Source organism: Virgibacillus chiguensis, assembly GCF_900129865.1.
GTDB lineage: Bacteria > Bacillota > Bacilli > Bacillales > Amphibacillaceae > Virgibacillus > Virgibacillus chiguensis.
The window spans coordinates 245,259-259,849 of record NZ_FQXD01000003.1 but is presented as its reverse complement, the minus strand read 5'-3'; the positions used below and the strand labels follow the sequence as shown (position 1 = coordinate 259,849).

Annotated in this window: 13 protein-coding genes; 3 read left to right on the top strand and 10 right to left on the bottom strand. The window is 37.8% G+C overall.

Annotated features, from left to right (window positions below; all coding sequences use genetic code 11):
• Positions 1-73: 73 nt before the first annotated feature.
• A complete protein-coding gene (locus BUB45_RS05555) occupies positions 74-1,609 on the bottom strand; it encodes a fatty acid--CoA ligase family protein (protein ID WP_073006123.1) in 1,536 nt (511 codons plus the stop codon).
• A gap of 315 nt (positions 1,610-1,924) precedes the next feature.
• On the bottom strand, positions 1,925-2,920 hold the full coding sequence (lplA, locus tag BUB45_RS05550; protein WP_073006121.1) for a lipoate--protein ligase: 996 nt from the start codon (positions 2,918-2,920) through the stop codon (positions 1,925-1,927).
• A 659-nt stretch (positions 2,921-3,579) separates the two neighbouring features.
• Between lplA and yhfH the strand changes: the two genes are divergently transcribed.
• The gene (gene yhfH / locus BUB45_RS05545; RefSeq protein WP_073006120.1) at positions 3,580-3,708 is read left to right on the top strand and encodes a protein YhfH; all 129 of its coding nucleotides are present in this window, start codon (positions 3,580-3,582) and stop codon (positions 3,706-3,708) included.
• Between the two features lie 732 nt (positions 3,709-4,440).
• Entirely contained in the window at positions 4,441-6,252 is a 1,812-nt protein-coding gene (gene pepF, locus BUB45_RS05540; RefSeq protein WP_073006118.1) for an oligoendopeptidase F, read from the top strand.
• Positions 6,253-6,297: 45 nt separating this feature from the next.
• On the opposite strand, the gene hemY is transcribed toward pepF, so the two are convergent.
• The 4 genes from hemY to BUB45_RS05520 form a co-directional block, all read right to left on the bottom strand.
• Positions 6,298-7,704, bottom strand: coding sequence for a protoporphyrinogen oxidase (gene hemY, locus BUB45_RS05535; protein WP_073006116.1), 1,407 nt, complete (start codon positions 7,702-7,704; stop codon positions 6,298-6,300).
• Positions 7,697-8,638, bottom strand: a complete 942-nt coding sequence (hemH, locus tag BUB45_RS05530; RefSeq protein WP_073006114.1) for a ferrochelatase — start codon at positions 8,636-8,638, stop codon at positions 7,697-7,699. The genes hemY and hemH overlap by 8 nt, the downstream gene beginning before the upstream one ends.
• Before the next feature lie 33 nt (positions 8,639-8,671).
• Positions 8,672-9,712: a uroporphyrinogen decarboxylase gene (gene hemE / locus BUB45_RS05525; protein ID WP_073006112.1), complete on the bottom strand. Its 1,041-nt coding sequence runs from the start codon at positions 9,710-9,712 to the stop codon at positions 8,672-8,674.
• A 102-nt stretch (positions 9,713-9,814) separates the two neighbouring features.
• Positions 9,815-11,992, bottom strand: coding sequence for a transglycosylase domain-containing protein (locus tag BUB45_RS05520; RefSeq protein WP_084723547.1), 2,178 nt, complete (start codon positions 11,990-11,992; stop codon positions 9,815-9,817).
• A 683-nt stretch (positions 11,993-12,675) separates the two neighbouring features.
• On the opposite strand from BUB45_RS05520, the gene BUB45_RS05515 reads away from it, so the two are divergent.
• On the top strand, positions 12,676-13,179 hold the full coding sequence (locus BUB45_RS05515) for an antibiotic biosynthesis monooxygenase family protein (RefSeq protein WP_244527660.1): 504 nt from the start codon (positions 12,676-12,678) through the stop codon (positions 13,177-13,179).
• 146 nt (positions 13,180-13,325) lie between these two features.
• Here BUB45_RS05515 and BUB45_RS20755 read toward each other — a convergent pair whose 3' ends face one another.
• The 4 genes from BUB45_RS20755 to BUB45_RS05500 all read right to left on the bottom strand — a co-directional run bounded on the left by BUB45_RS20755 (position 13,326) and on the right by BUB45_RS05500 (position 14,481).
• Positions 13,326-13,448 carry a hypothetical protein gene (locus tag BUB45_RS20755; protein WP_425303954.1) on the bottom strand — a complete coding sequence of 41 codons (123 nt, stop codon included), beginning with the start codon at positions 13,446-13,448 and terminating at the stop codon, positions 13,326-13,328.
• Entirely contained in the window at positions 13,445-13,687 is a 243-nt protein-coding gene (locus BUB45_RS19330) for a hypothetical protein (protein WP_084723546.1), read from the bottom strand. Before BUB45_RS19330 ends, BUB45_RS20755 begins: the two co-directional genes overlap by 4 nt.
• Entirely contained in the window at positions 13,684-13,857 is a 174-nt protein-coding gene (locus BUB45_RS20750; protein ID WP_425303955.1) for an iron-containing alcohol dehydrogenase, read from the bottom strand. Before BUB45_RS20750 ends, BUB45_RS19330 begins: the two co-directional genes overlap by 4 nt.
• A 144-nt stretch (positions 13,858-14,001) precedes the next feature.
• Entirely contained in the window at positions 14,002-14,481 is a 480-nt protein-coding gene (locus BUB45_RS05500) for a thioredoxin family protein (RefSeq protein ID WP_073006106.1), read from the bottom strand.
• Positions 14,482-14,591: the final 110 nt, after the last annotated feature.

The following is a 14,591-nucleotide window of genomic DNA, read 5'->3' as shown; positions in this document are numbered from 1 at the left end:
AAATGCCATGTCGTTAGAAAAACTTAGCAACTTGCCACCTGTTTAATGGCAAAAGCTGCTAAGTTTACACTTATCATTGAAGTACTTGTTCCCGTAAGTTTTTCCTTAAAATTTTTCCAGTAGTATTCTTTGGTAATTCATCTAAAAAAATGATGTTTGTAGGGATTTTATATTTTGCTAAATACGTCTGGCAAAATGAAATTAATTCCTCCGCGGTTACGCCATTTTCATCTGTCACAACAAAGCATTGTACCGCCTCACCAGTTTCTGGATCAGGCGTACCTATTACAGCTACTTCTATTACATTTGGATGCCTATAGAAGACTTCTTCCACTTCACGAGGATACACATTATAACCACCTACTAAAATCATATCTTTTTTCCGGTCAACGATAAAGAAATAACCTTCGTCATCCATTCGTGCCATATCTCCCGTATATAACCAGCCATTTTTTAAAGCAGCTGCTGTTTCTTCCGTAAGCTTATAATAGCCTAGCATTACATTGGGACCGCGAACGATTAATTCCCCAACCTCGCCAACAGGCACTTCTCCACCCCATTCGTCTACAATCTTGTTTTCAACCCCTTGAATACTGCAGCCGATGGACCCCGGTTTACGTGGTCGATCTAACGGATTAAAGCAAGTTACCGGTGAAGCTTCAGATAATCCATAGCCTTCAGATATGGTGACATCAAAAGCTTGCTCAAATCCCTTTAACAAAGCTACTGGCATGGAAGCTCCTCCAGAAATACAGAACCGGATCGTTGCAAATGGATTTTCTTTATCTTCGCGCTTTGCTTGCAATAAATAATTATACATCGTCGGTACCCCAGCAAAAATAGTTGCTTGATAGGTTGTACTTAATTCAAATACGGTAGAAGGTGAGAATTTTGGTAAAACGATAACTGTCCCGCCATTCATCAAAGGTGCATTAAGGGAAACCGTTAAGCAAAACACATGAAACATGGGTAAAGCAGCAATTACTTTGTCTTTATCATTTATACTTAAATAATCTGCAACATCTTTTGCATTGGAATACAAATTGTGGTGAGAAAGCATGGCTCCCTTTGGTGTACCAGTTGTCCCAGATGTATATAAAATAATGGCTAAATCATCACTCTGCAGGTCTGGTTGGTCGAAATACGGATCTCCTAATTGTAGCACCTCAGAAAAAGCGTGCAATCTTTCTCTCTCCATCGGTATTGGTTGTTCTCCTACCCGAGAATTACAAACAATGTAATTAGAAATACTTAGTTCCCCATCTATCGCCTGAAATTTTTCTAGCAATCGGTCTAACGTTATTACCGCCTTGACATCTCCATTATGTAAAATATAACTCAGTTCACTTGGTGTATATAATGGATTAATCGGAATAACCACTAACCCCAGCCTTAGAGCACCATATAAACCAATAATGTAATAAGGGCTATTTCCGACAACTAAAGCAATGTGATCACCTTTTTTATAACCAATTGCTGCTAACCCAGAAGCAAATAAAGTCACAGCTTGATCGAGATCCTTATAACTCGTTGGCTGATGCTCAAAGATATATGCTGGCTTATTCGCATATTCTTGCGCAGTACAAGACAATTGCTTACTTATATTCATAAAACTCCCCCTTGTCTTAGAAAAACTCGGATTGGCGACAGACCTTCGTTTTCCTTTTGCTATAAACCAATCCATTCCATCCTTTTCTCTAGCACAATAAAATGAATGAATAATCATTCATTTTATTGTGAACAAATACATTCTCCCCATATCTAACTAAACTATATGAATCGTTGCATAATTCAATTATATATGAGGTTCTTTATCATTTCAAGAGAAAGCGCTATCGAAGAAAAGAACAGCAAAAGGCATGAGCTCCCTAACTGAACTCATGCCTGAATTTCAGAATATAGTTCTTCCAACATTACAAAGACATTAATAGATTAATTGAATAAAGTCTTCTTTCGATATCTTTCCTAAATAACGAGGAACATCAACATCGGTTAACGCTTCTTCAATTGCTTCTTGTTGATGGCGGACACCAATAAGACTATTTTCCAAAACATTGATCTCTCCCACACCGAAAAAGTCACCATAAATTTTACAATTCTCTATTATTCCTTTCTTGACGTCTAAACGAACATCAACAAGACCTGCATCAAATTTATGGGAAGATTGAATGTTAAACGATGGCGACTTGCCGTAGTTCCAATCCCAATTATTATAGCGGTCACGTGATATTTGTTTAACATTTTCCCAATCTTCTTCTGTTAATTCATAACGCGGAACTTCCGAGATATCCTCCACATCAAATACGTGCCGTAAAATGACGTGTTTAAATTCGTCCATGGATATTTTTTGATTGAGAAATTCGGAAATGTTTGCTACCCGACTCCGGATGGACTTAATTCCTTTGGAAGCTATTTTTTCTTTATTTACTTTAAGTGCTGATACAACTTTATCAATTTCAGAGTCAAGCATGAGCGTCCCATGACTGAACATCTTTCCTTTTGTCGCATACATGGCATTCCCTGAGATTTTACGATCTTCGACAATTAAATCGTTACGTCCTTTCAATTCGGCAGGCACACCTAACTTATTTAATGCTTCTACTACAGGCTGGGTGAACTTAGCAAAATTTTGAAAGCTATTCCCATCATCTTTTGTAATAAAACTAAAGTTCAAGTTTCCTTCATCATGGTAAACGGCCCCGCCCCCTGATAAACGGCGCACAACTTTAATATCATGCTCGTTAACATAATGCGTATTTATTTCTTCAATCGTATTTTGATTGCGTCCAATAATGATGGAAGGTTGATTCACATAAAACAATAAAAATGTATCTTTTTCACCAAAGTTTTCTACAATATACTGTTCCAATGCTAAGTTCATAGCTGGGTCTAAAATACCTTGATTATCAATGAATTTCATACTTGTCATACCCCTTCCAAAGTTTGCAATTTCTTCTAACTGCTTATCCTTTATGCTCTAAACATTCACCTGATATCGTAATGAAGCAACAAAAGAGCAAAGAAACAACATTTTGATCTTCTTGTCCCTTCTTTCTAGTTTAATAAAAAAAACAGATAGAAGCAAAAATTGTGTAAGCCAAGCTTTTCTTGGCATAATTATAACTTCTATAATTCTAGCACTCTATTTATGTACAATTTTTCTGGTTTTTAATACAACCGTTTCGAAAAAACACTACGCTTCCCGTGTTTTTCCTCGCTAGCTTAACAGTATCAACTGCCCTTTATTAGCATGGGAAAATCTAACCACTAACACACTATCACTTACCCACCTGCTTTTTCTATCATGACTGAATGCAAATCGCCCCAAAGGGACAGTTAACCCTCATCTTGCTTTTTAACAAGAATACTTTCCTATAATCTAAATAAGTTATCATACCTTAAAACGGTCAATATACTGTTACATTGCTAAGTCGTTCTTCCACGGCACTACATACGTTTTGCTGCAGCAGATACCAAAAATGGTGATAAAAAATTTTTTGTTGTAACACAGCATTGACTTTAATCATACTGTTATATTACAATAGTGTATAATTACTAACCGAGGGGGGAGGAATTCCAATGCTCAACGTTCTTGAATTTTTCAGAAATTTACCTAAGAAAAAATGTAGTAAATGTGGGAATGATATGTTTGAAAAAGCAGACTGCTATGGAAATTTATGTGACGAATGTGATCATCCAGCAAGATAAATGTATGAGAAAACTACTTTATCTGCCAGCAGTTCAAGTACCATCTTCAAATTAATCGCATCAAGCATGAACGGCCTATACACAAAGGTGCAAGCGCACATGTAGCAACAAAACGAGTGGAACGAATTAACGAAAGTTTTAGGAACCATGCCCTCAACAGGGGCGTACCGACGCCCTCCGGCAAGCCCGTTTTTAGTCGGACCTTCCTATTTAGAACGAACCGATGGTGACTTATCGTAGGGCGACTTCGTGAAGTCGCCTAGTTGCTGAGCGCTGGAGTCGGACGTGGCTATCCTTTGAATCCTTATCCCATAGCAACAAATTTTATAGTTTCTTATCTTTTAAGAAAAGCTGACAATGGACATGTCAGCTTTTTTCCTGTTCAAAGAAAGTTATTTTGCATGATAAAGCGAACCTTCAGTAAGAGGTGGTTTTTTTATCCCCACTGATTGTTAGGTGAACGAATCAGGGATTTAGGTGCTGTTACCTCCAACTTTTGAAGTAGCATTCTTACAGTGTCTTATATTTGAAATGAATACTAAATTTTCTTAAAACACCTATTATTATTCAAGTCATTATAATATAATAATACATACATCCAATAACTACAGGATTGCTTTAGAAAGATAATTCATCTTTAAATCAGACGTCTTATACTAAGTTTGTCAAATCGAACTTACAGCATCACTATTTACAATTTACTAATTTTCAATTAGGAAAGGGGAAGCGTCCATGGAGAAACGACCAACTCGTTCTGAATTATCTGAAAACTTAACATGGGATTTATCAGATTTATTTTCTACACACAAAGATTGGCAAAACGAATTAGAGGCCATTCAAAAGGATGTAGAACAATTTGCGATTTTTAAAGGAGAATTAGGAAAAGAAGCTTCTACATTATATCAATGCCTTGCCACCTACGAAGCTTTTCAAAAAAGAGTTATTTGGGTAGCAACCTATGCTAATTTACGAAACAGTACAGATGGAACAGATCCATCTCGTCAAGAAGATAGCGCAAAAGTAGCCCAAGCTCTAGCAATAATTCAAGCAAAACTATCTTTTATTCAGTCAGAAATACTGGAAATACCTACAGAAACCATTGGGGATTTTGTAAAACAGCACCCCCAATTAGCAACGTACCGCAAAATGCTTGCTGATTTAATAGAAAAAAAACCTTATACATTGTCTTCGCAAATAGAAGAACTACTCGCTTCCCTTTCCGAAGTTCACGATGCGCCATATATGATTTATCAGCGTAGTACATCGTCCGATATGATGTTTGCTTCCATTACGGATGAGCATGGAAATGAACTTCCTATGTCTTCTGCATTGTATGAAGACCGTTATGAGCTAACTGCTGATAACACTGCTCGTAGAAATGCATATAAATCTTTTGTACAAACGCTTCGACAATATCAACATACATACACTGCCGTTTATGCAACAGAAGTTACCAAGCAAGTGGTGATGGCAAGGCAACGTCAGTATGATAATGTCACGGATATGCTATTGCACCCACAACAGGTAACGACAGATATGTATCATAATCAGCTAGATATTATTCAAGCAGAGCTCGCTCCTCATATGCAACGATTTGCTAGACTAAAAAAAGAACAATTAGGATTGGAAGAATTATACTTATGCGATCTGAAAGCGTCGCTTGATCCAGACTTCAATCCGGTCACTACATATGAAGAAGCGACAGCTACAATTGTGGAAGCTCTCGGTATCATGGGAGAAGAATATCAACAAGTTATGAAACAAGCTATTCAAAACCGTTGGGTCGACTTGGCTGATAACATTGGAAAAAGGTCAGGTGCTTTTTGCTCCAGCCCTTATGGCGTACATCCCTATATCCTAATTACATGGACAGATACCATGCGCGGTGCATTTGTATTAGCTCATGAATTGGGACACGCAGGTCATTTTTACTTTGCCGCAAAAGAACAGTCTTTATTTAATACTCGTCCTTCAACGTACTTTGTTGAAGCACCTTCCACATTAAATGAATTACTGCTCGCGAATCACTTATTAGCTAAAACAGATGATGAGCGAATGAAAAGATGGATTATCACCCAGTTATTAGGGACATATTACCATAATTTTGTGACGCATTTACTGGAGGCAGAATTCCAAAAAAGGGTGTATACGTTAGCCGAAAATGGGACGCCTTTAACAGCAAAAGTTCTTTCTGAACAAAAGAAAGAAGCTTTAGCGAATTTCTGGGGAGATAAAGTAACAATGGATGAAGGAGCCGGACTCACATGGATGCGTCAACCACATTACTACATGGGACTCTACCCTTATACGTACTCTGCCGGTCTGACCGTCTCTACTGCTGTAGCACAGACTATCCAGCAAGAAGGGGCTCCAGCTGCCGAACGTTGGATGAACGTATTAAAATCTGGAGGAACACTAAAGCCGCTTGATTTAATTCAAAAAGCTGGTGTGGATATGTCTTCGCCTGAACCTATTAAGCAAGCTGTCGACTTTGTAGGATCACTTGTAGATCAATTAGAAGCAAGTTATCAGAAAGAAAAGTAACGACATGATGCCCCCTATAATGGCAATAATTATAGGGGGGTAAGGTTAACGTAAAACAAAATGTAATGCTTCCTGAGCTGTTCTTTCTCCTTGTTCAATGCAGTCTGGAATACCTTGACCATCATAGGAACAACCTGTTAAAAAAACACCAGGTAACTGCAGCCTAGCTTGTTTTCTAATTTCAGCAAGTCGTTCCAAGTGCCCGACTGTATATTGCGGTCTTCCATTTCGCCAACGTGTAACAACATTAAATATCGGATCACCTTTTAATTTCATTGCTTTATGTAAATCTTTTAGCACAATGTCTGTTAGAGCATCATCTGACGCCTCGACTATTTCTTCGTTATCTGGTCTTCCAACATAACAACGCATTAAAACTTTCCCTTCTGGGGTTGTTAACGGCCATTTTTTATGTGTCCATGTACAAGCAGTAATATGGTAATTGCTGTCCTTGTTCACAAGAAATCCTGTGCCATCTATATCTTTTATTTTCACCTTATCAAACGCCAACACAATATTAGCCGTTGATGTGGCAGGTACTTCTGTAAAAGGTTGAAAGAAATCATACTGGCTAAATATTTTCGGCACGGTAAAATGTGGTGTAGCCATAATAACAGCATCTGCTTTATAAACATTTCCATCACTTAGCAGTACATGATAGCCGTGTTCCTTTTTTTCGATATGATCAACGGCTGTCTGAAGCTTCATATTCTCTTCTCCAATTTCTTCTGCTAAACGATCTACTAAAGTACCTAAACCGTTTTGAAAGGAAAAGAAAGCACCATGTGCCGGTCCTTTTTCTTTATCTTTGGTAGCTTTTGGAATGGTTTGGTTTAATCCTTTCATTAAACTTCCATACTCTTGCTCCAATTGACGAAAATGTGGGTAAGAAGCTGTTAAACTCATTTCTTCTATATTCCCAGAATGAATTCCAGATAACAGCGTTTCAATCTGATTATGGAGTAATTCATCTCCGAAGCGACGTCTAAAAAAAGCTGCTAAAGACTCATCTGTTTCGTCTTTTCCTTTTCCCTTCCAAAAATCTGCCAAAGCTCTTAATTTTCCTTTTGGAGAAATTAATGTAGAAGCCCATATAGAACGCGCATTTTTCGGAATTCCCATGTAGGTATCCTGTGGCATACGGTGGAACTTATTCCCCTTCAAAATATAGGATTTCCCCGTAGCATTACGAACAATTTGATCTTCAAGATGTAGCTCTTGTACTAATTTCATAGCCGGCTGTTTACGAATTAACATCGAGTCGGCACCTTGTTCAATCGTAAATCCATCCCGGTGCAACGTTCTTATTTTCCCCCCTAGATGACTACTTGCTTCCACAAGCTTCACCTTATAAGGAAGTTGCTTTTCAACAAGCTGTTTTTGTAAATAATAGGCAGCAGATAAACCTGTTATACCGCCGCCTATAATGACAATTTGTTTTGAATTATTCATTCGGTTCACGCTTTACTTGCTTTAGTACAACATCGCTTAATGTATGAATAAATTGTGGATGTACGTTTGGCATCTCTGGTCGATAATAGGATGCACCTATTTCATCACAAACTACTTTGCATTCGTAATCATTGTCATATAACACTTCTAAATGGTCGGCTATAAAACCTACAGGTGCGTAAACAAAAGCTTGGTATCCCTTTTGCTCGTAAAGATCTCTTGTAAGATCCTGTACATCTGGTCCTAACCAAGGATCTGGTGTGTTGCCTTCACTTTGCCAACCAATTTCATAATTCTTAATCCCAGTTGCTTCTGAAATTAGTTTGGCGGTTTCTTCTAACTGTTGTGGATAAGGGTCACCATCCTGTAAGATTTTCTCAGGCAAACTATGGGCAGAAACAATCAGCACTGCTTTTTCCCGTTCCTCGTCTGCCATCTTGGCATAAACGTCGGTAATTTGATCAGCCCAATATTTAATAAAACCAGGCTCATCATACCAGCTTTCCACAGAAGTAATCGTAATACCATATTTTTCAGCTTCATTTTTTGCTCGTTTATTATAGGATTGTACGCTAAAAGTAGAAAAATGTGGTGCTAAAACAATTGACACCGCTTCTTCCATACCATCTTCAGCCATTTGTTGCACAGCATCTTCAATAAATGGCTCAATATGTTTTAACCCAGTATATGCTTTAAAGTCATATTCGTTTTGAACGGCATTTAATGTTGCCTCCAGCTTCTCCACTTGCTGATTCGTTATTTTTGCCAATGGAGATATGCCTCCAATTGCTTTGTAACGATCTTTTAAGTCTTGCAATGCTTCTGCTTCAGGCTTTCTGCCGTGGCGAATATGTGTATAATACCGTTCAATGTCCTCTTCCTTGTATGGTGTTCCATAAGCCATCACTAATAATCCCATTTTCTTTTTCCCCATGATTCAACACCTCGCAAATATAATTTTTTCTTTTTACCTATTACGCTGGCTATACTCATGAATAAACGCAGTTAATCTTTTTAATGTAGCCGGTTGAATATCTGGCGTCACGCCATGACCAAGATTAAAAACATGGTTTCCATCTGCTAAGCCTTCATCCAATATAGCTTGTGTTCGCTTCTCTAGCATTTCCCACTCTGTTAACAAAATTGCTGGGTCTAAATTTCCTTGCAACACTTTCGTAACTCCCATATTCCTTGCTTCTTGCACGGAAGTCCTCCAGTCTAACCCAATCACATCAACAGGTAAATTGTTAAACTCCATCAATAAATGCCGTGCGCCGACACCAAATAGAATGAGTGGGACGTCGTGTCGTTGCAGTTCAGAAAAAATTCTTGTCATTACTGGTTTAATAAAAATACGGTAATCAGACGCATTTAAATTACCTACCCAAGAATCAAAAATTTGAATAGCCTGTGCACCATCTTCAATCTGAGCTTCTACATACGTAATGGTCATATCAGCCAATTTATCCATTAGTAAAAACCACGCTTCTCGTTGCTGATACATAAATGCTTTCGTTTTACTGTAGTTCTTTGACGGTCCTCCCTCAATCATATAGCTCGCCAATGTAAAAGGAGCGCCACTAAAACCAATTAAGGGTACTTGTAACTGTTCTTGTGTCAACAGGCGAATTGTCTCCAATACATACGGAACGTCGGATTGTGGATCAATTGCTCCAAGCTTTTCTACATCACGAAGAGAGGCAATTGGATTATCAATCACTGGACCAATACCTGATTTAATTTCCACGTCCACCCCTATTGCTGGCAGCGGAGACATGATATCTTTATACAGAATTGCTGCGTCTACATTGTAATTTTCTACTGGTAATCGCGTTACATAGGCACATAATTCTGGTTGATGTGTAATTTCAAATAAAGAATACTTCTCTTTTAATTTTCTATATTCAGGTTGTGACCTCCCAGCCTGACGCATAAACCAAACTGGTGTATAATTCGTAGATTCCCCTTTATAAGCTCGAATAATCGTATCATTGAATTTGTTTGCCATGCCCATCCATCCTTTTCAACGTTCTATATTCCCAATCTTACTATAACGATCATCTGGAATTGTGTACAGTAAGCGCTACTATTTGTCATTATTTTGTCTAAATCATGCTCCCCAGCTAAGCGTTACTGCGTTAGATGAAGAGCCTTCCGTTTTTGTCAACGGGTCATAAGGGACAACATAATATTCTTTTTCGTTCAACAATGCGTTTTCAACTACAAATTCCGTTTCTCCTTTGACTTGACCAACTCGTTCATCAATACCTTCTTTTTTTCGGTAAATTCGATAGATAACGCGGTCATCCTCTGACCCTTGCCAAGTAATCTTCCCCTGAAACAAAGACAAACTACCAAAAGCATAACTGGCTTGTACATTTTTAATTTCTGGTAGTATGATAGGTTCCGGTAAAGCATCTACTTCTGCAGGTTTTGCAAACGAATCCGCTAATGGCTCTTGCTGATCGAGCTCTGTTAAAATAGATTTCACTAACCTCGTCGGATAGGCGCTTCCCCCCGTTAAATAATGCTCCTCATCCGTTTGATCGTACCCCATCCATAATGCCATTGCATACGTTGGAGTATAGCCTGCAAACCACGCATCTTTTACTTTTCCTTCCACTTGCGGATGCTCTGTAGATCCTGTCTTTCCAGCTAATGCTTTTGCAAAACTTCCCGCAGACGCTGTTCCTGATTTAACGGTTTGCTCTAGCATTTCTGTCATATTCCAAGCTACTTGTGGATGAAATACTTTTTCTGCCTTGCGATTCGCTTGGAACACTTTTTGGTGGTGTCGATCCTTAATTTGATCAATAGCTTGAGCTTTAACGACTTTTCCACGCTGAGCAAAACTAGTATAAGCTTCCATTAATTCAGCTGGTGTTACGCCTTTAGATAAGCCACCTAAAGCAATCGCTAATCCTTTATCCTCGACGGGAAGATGGAGCTTTTTTAAATACTTCTTTGCATCGGTAATCCCAATTTCATTTAATAACCATACAGCAGGGGCGTTTTTAGAATAAATAATGGCATCATAAATGGAAACAAAACCACCATACTGATCATCGTAATTTTCCGCTGTATAACCATCATAGGCTTGTTTTTGATCGGGTATTAAAGCATAAGGGTGATACTTTTCTTCTTTCATAAGTGCTGGACCATAAACCGCTAGTGGTTTGAAGGTAGAACCTGGTTGCCTCGATGCAGTTGCTCGATTCAAGTCACCAAATGTAAAATCACGTCCACCAATTACCGCTACAATATCCCCTGTTTTGTGATCCATCATCGTAAAAGCGCCTTGTACATCATCCGTGCTCCCAGGAAAAAAGGAATCTTGTTTAAATTGTTCATAAGCAACTTTTTGTACAGCAGGATTAACGTTAACAATTAAACGATAACCGCCTCGCTTTAATTCTTCTAACGATAAATGATGTTCTTGAGCGGCTTCTTTCATAACAAAATCACTATAGTCTGTCCACCATGGTTCAGGTTCCCATTTATTTACTTTCAGATCAAGTTTCTGCTTTTTTGCTTTATTTTGCTGTTCTTCGCTTATAACGCCAATATCTTTCATTGCCAAGAGTACTGTATTCCTCCGATTTATTGCCTTTTCAGGATAGTTAATGGGTGAATATCCATTAGGTGCTTTAGCAAGGCCAGCTAGCAATGCACCTTCTGCAATAGACAGATCCTCTACATCTTTGGAAAAATAATAATTAGCAGCTGTAGCTATGCCATAAACGCCATGTCCAAAGTAAATTTCGTTTAAATACAATTCCAATATCCGCTCTTTCGGTAATGTGCGTTCTAAATAAACAGATGCCATGACTTCTTTGGTTTTACGAAGCCATGTTTTCTCATGACTTAAAAATAAATTTTTAACAAGTTGTTGTGTAATCGTGCTAGCGCCTTCTACTTTCTGCATAGCCAAAATATCTTTATACACCGCTCGAAAAACAGAACGAAAATCAACCCCTTGATGGTCATAAAACCTGCGATCTTCAATAGCAATAAATGCATCTCGCACATGCTCAGGTATGTCATCTAAATTAGCTAAGGTGCGATTTTCATGATAAAGCCTGCCAATTACCTTGCCATCTCTTGTTTCTACCGTTGTCGTTGCGTCCAAAAAAAATTGTTCATCATCAACAATCAACCGACCACCAAAAATAATGGAAGCATAACTAACTAATCCGATGATTATCATGAATAAACAACTATATAAAATTATTTTCCATTTTTTCAACAAGCGTGAACGCTTCTTCTTCCTTTTTTCTATTCTGCTCATTGGTTCACCTCTATATTGTCACTTCTACATTATACGACAGAATGATACAATCTTAAAGTATTTATATTTCATATTAAATAATAATTGTTTCAATTTCCCTTCATAAGATGGTGCAGAACGCTTCAAAAATGGCTGTGCAAAAGGCACCTATACTTTATTTTCAGTTTTTGAAGTAAGTGAGAGTTTTACAGCCTATCTGGAAAAAAGAGAAATGATTTGACTTAGCTCCTGTTCACTAAGGTAGTATAGTAGGTAAGAGATACTTACTATAGTAAGTCAAGCATCTACTGTCTAATTTCACTTCATAAAGACTTCACTTAGCGCCAAGTCTTTATGGGAAGGTTGAAGGTCGAAACGCACACGGAGAAACAGTCTTCGTAATACAGTTACGCCCGCAGAAGGAAAAAAGAATTGTCCCAAATGATCTAGGAACATCGCGGAACGTCCAAGGTATTTGACATATTATTTAAAGCTTTTACTCTTTCATGAATTCTAAACCAAGTTACTTGAAACGGAAGGCGGCGACTCCAGTGGGGAAAGCATGAGTCTTGAGACCCCACAGCGAACGGTTTTTGTGAGCAAGGAGGTTCAAGCAGCCTGGGTGCACTAGCAGATTAATTTTTATGAATGAGTTAAGATTGAGAAGGCGAAAGTAATGCCTAAACATACTATACGAGGAGGTAATGATTATGTTTGCTCATATGACAAATGGAACCGCTGAATTTTTACAAAAAATCATTGATAAACACCCAGAAAAACATATATCCCTTATGCATGGTGAATCCAGTTCGCTTGCCTATTATGAGGATAAAGCTAAAAGCATTTTCAATTCTGGAAGAGAATATGTAATTTTAATTACAATTGGAGCGGTACAAGAAGAAGGATATGTTGTTATGAATAACATACCCGTAACAGAAGAAGGGCAACCCGTTTTTGAGCATCATTTTCAAAATCGCAAACATGAGGTAGAAAAAATGCCAGGATTCCAAGCATTCCGCCTGTTAAAACCAAAAAAAGGAAATACCTACATTGTTTTCACCCAATGGCGCTCTGTGCAAGATTTTGAGAATTGGAAAACGTCAGATCAGTTTAAACAGGCACATAAGAATCCATCTGTGAAAACTCCCGATTATTATGCAGATCGACCATTTATAACATCTTATCATATGGTGACAGAAGAGAAATAATCGTATGTTCCTATGTCGCGATCAGGGTGTAGTAGCTATCGAAATAAAACGGAAACGGTAGCCAAAAATCTCAGTATGGATAATCATTCAGTAATTTGATAATACAGGTGGTACAAATCCTGTTTAGTTAGTATTTGAGGGACTGGTTATAATGGATTTGCTTCCTTTAGAGCCCTTTCTACTATTTTAGGGATAACACCTTTATCAATTGTAGCTATTTTTTCAGGGATACCCATTGCTTTATTCATTCGTTTTATTTCCCTGATCATCCAAAGCGCTTTCTCTTTATTAGATGGGAATTGGTTGATAGGCTGTACTGTATCTGCAAGTTCAGCCAATGAATCATAAACCGCATCATCATAAAATTCCAGAACATAAGGCGTACTTTTTCGAAAGTAGCAGGATTACTACCAACAACTGCTAACGTTGCTTCACTCCCAGACCCTGCAGTAATCGGAACAGCATATAATGTTGGTGTCTCTTTACGAACCTTTAATTGACCCTTCATTTTAGATATAGGTTTACTCGGATAACAAATCTAGCTCCAACTACTTTTGCACAGTCTATAACGGATCCCCTTCCTAAAGCAATCATTGCTTTACATTGTTGGTCGCAAAATAAAGTAAGTGCTTCTTCAATATTTCTAACAGTTGGGTTAGGGACTGTTTTATCGTAAATAGCGTAATCAATGTTAGCACATTGTAAAGCAGCACATAAATTATCAAGTAACCGTGATTCACTTTCTTATCTATTTAGAAAAGCCAACTATTCAATAGTTGGCTTTTCGATGCTACATAATAAACTCTATAACATGTTACTGTTTTATCTATTTACATATTCATCAAAGAAGGTTTGAAAATTCGCTTCCCCCTGATCACCAACAATACGTGAAACTTCTTTGCCATCTTCAAAATGGACTAAAGTTGGTACAGAATCTATGCTGTAAACTTCCCTCTCATTATTAAACTCAAGTAAGTTCATTTTTTTCATATCGATGTCATTATCTTCTGCTAAAGGCACAAGATACGGAGTAGTTGACTGACAGTGTGAACATGTTGGACTATAAAAATAAACCGTTACAGGATCTCCACTATCCACTTTCTTTTTGAGCTCATCTGGCATAATCTGATTCTTATAGTTTGGATCATCTAATTGATCAATTGTGCCCTGCTCCAGCTCTTTATCTCCATAAGGGTTGTTGTTATCTTCAACAGCTTGGTTATTTTTGTAGTCGACAACAAAATATAGACCTGCAAATAAAACGACAATAACACCAATAAAAATGGATATTTTTTTAGCCATAATTTCAGCTCCTTTTGAGAAAGACTCTTCGACATTATATACTACAATATCATTCTAGTAAATCACTATTTTCTTTGCCCCGTTAAAACAATGGACATCTTTAACTGTCA

Bases quoted from the DNA above. Each gene is read 5' to 3' on its own strand.
- BUB45_RS05515 (WP_244527660.1), top strand. From the start codon at position 12,676: ATGATTATGTTTGCTCATATGACAAATGGAACCGCTGAATTTTTACAA.
- pepF (WP_073006118.1), top strand. From the start codon at position 4,441: ATGGAGAAACGACCAACTCGTTCTGAATTATCTGAAAACTTAACATGG.
- hemH (WP_073006114.1), bottom strand. From the start codon at position 8,638: ATGGGGAAAAAGAAAATGGGATTATTAGTGATGGCTTATGGAACACCA.
- hemY (WP_073006116.1), bottom strand. From the start codon at position 7,704: ATGAATAATTCAAAACAAATTGTCATTATAGGCGGCGGTATAACAGGT.
- BUB45_RS05500 (WP_073006106.1), bottom strand. From the start codon at position 14,481: ATGGCTAAAAAAATATCCATTTTTATTGGTGTTATTGTCGTTTTATTT.
- yhfH (WP_073006120.1), top strand. From the start codon at position 3,580: ATGCTCAACGTTCTTGAATTTTTCAGAAATTTACCTAAGAAAAAATGT.
- BUB45_RS05520 (WP_084723547.1), bottom strand. From the start codon at position 11,992: ATGAGCAGAATAGAAAAAAGGAAGAAGAAGCGTTCACGCTTGTTGAAA.
- lplA (WP_073006121.1), bottom strand. From the start codon at position 2,920: ATGAAATTCATTGATAATCAAGGTATTTTAGACCCAGCTATGAACTTA.
- BUB45_RS20755 (WP_425303954.1), bottom strand. From the start codon at position 13,448: ATGATCAGGGAAATAAAACGAATGAATAAAGCAATGGGTATCCCTGAA.
- BUB45_RS05555 (WP_073006123.1), bottom strand. From the start codon at position 1,609: ATGAATATAAGTAAGCAATTGTCTTGTACTGCGCAAGAATATGCGAAT.
- hemE (WP_073006112.1), bottom strand. From the start codon at position 9,712: ATGGCAAACAAATTCAATGATACGATTATTCGAGCTTATAAAGGGGAA.
- BUB45_RS19330 (WP_084723546.1), bottom strand. From the start codon at position 13,687: ATGAAGGGTCAATTAAAGGTTCGTAAAGAGACACCAACATTATATGCT.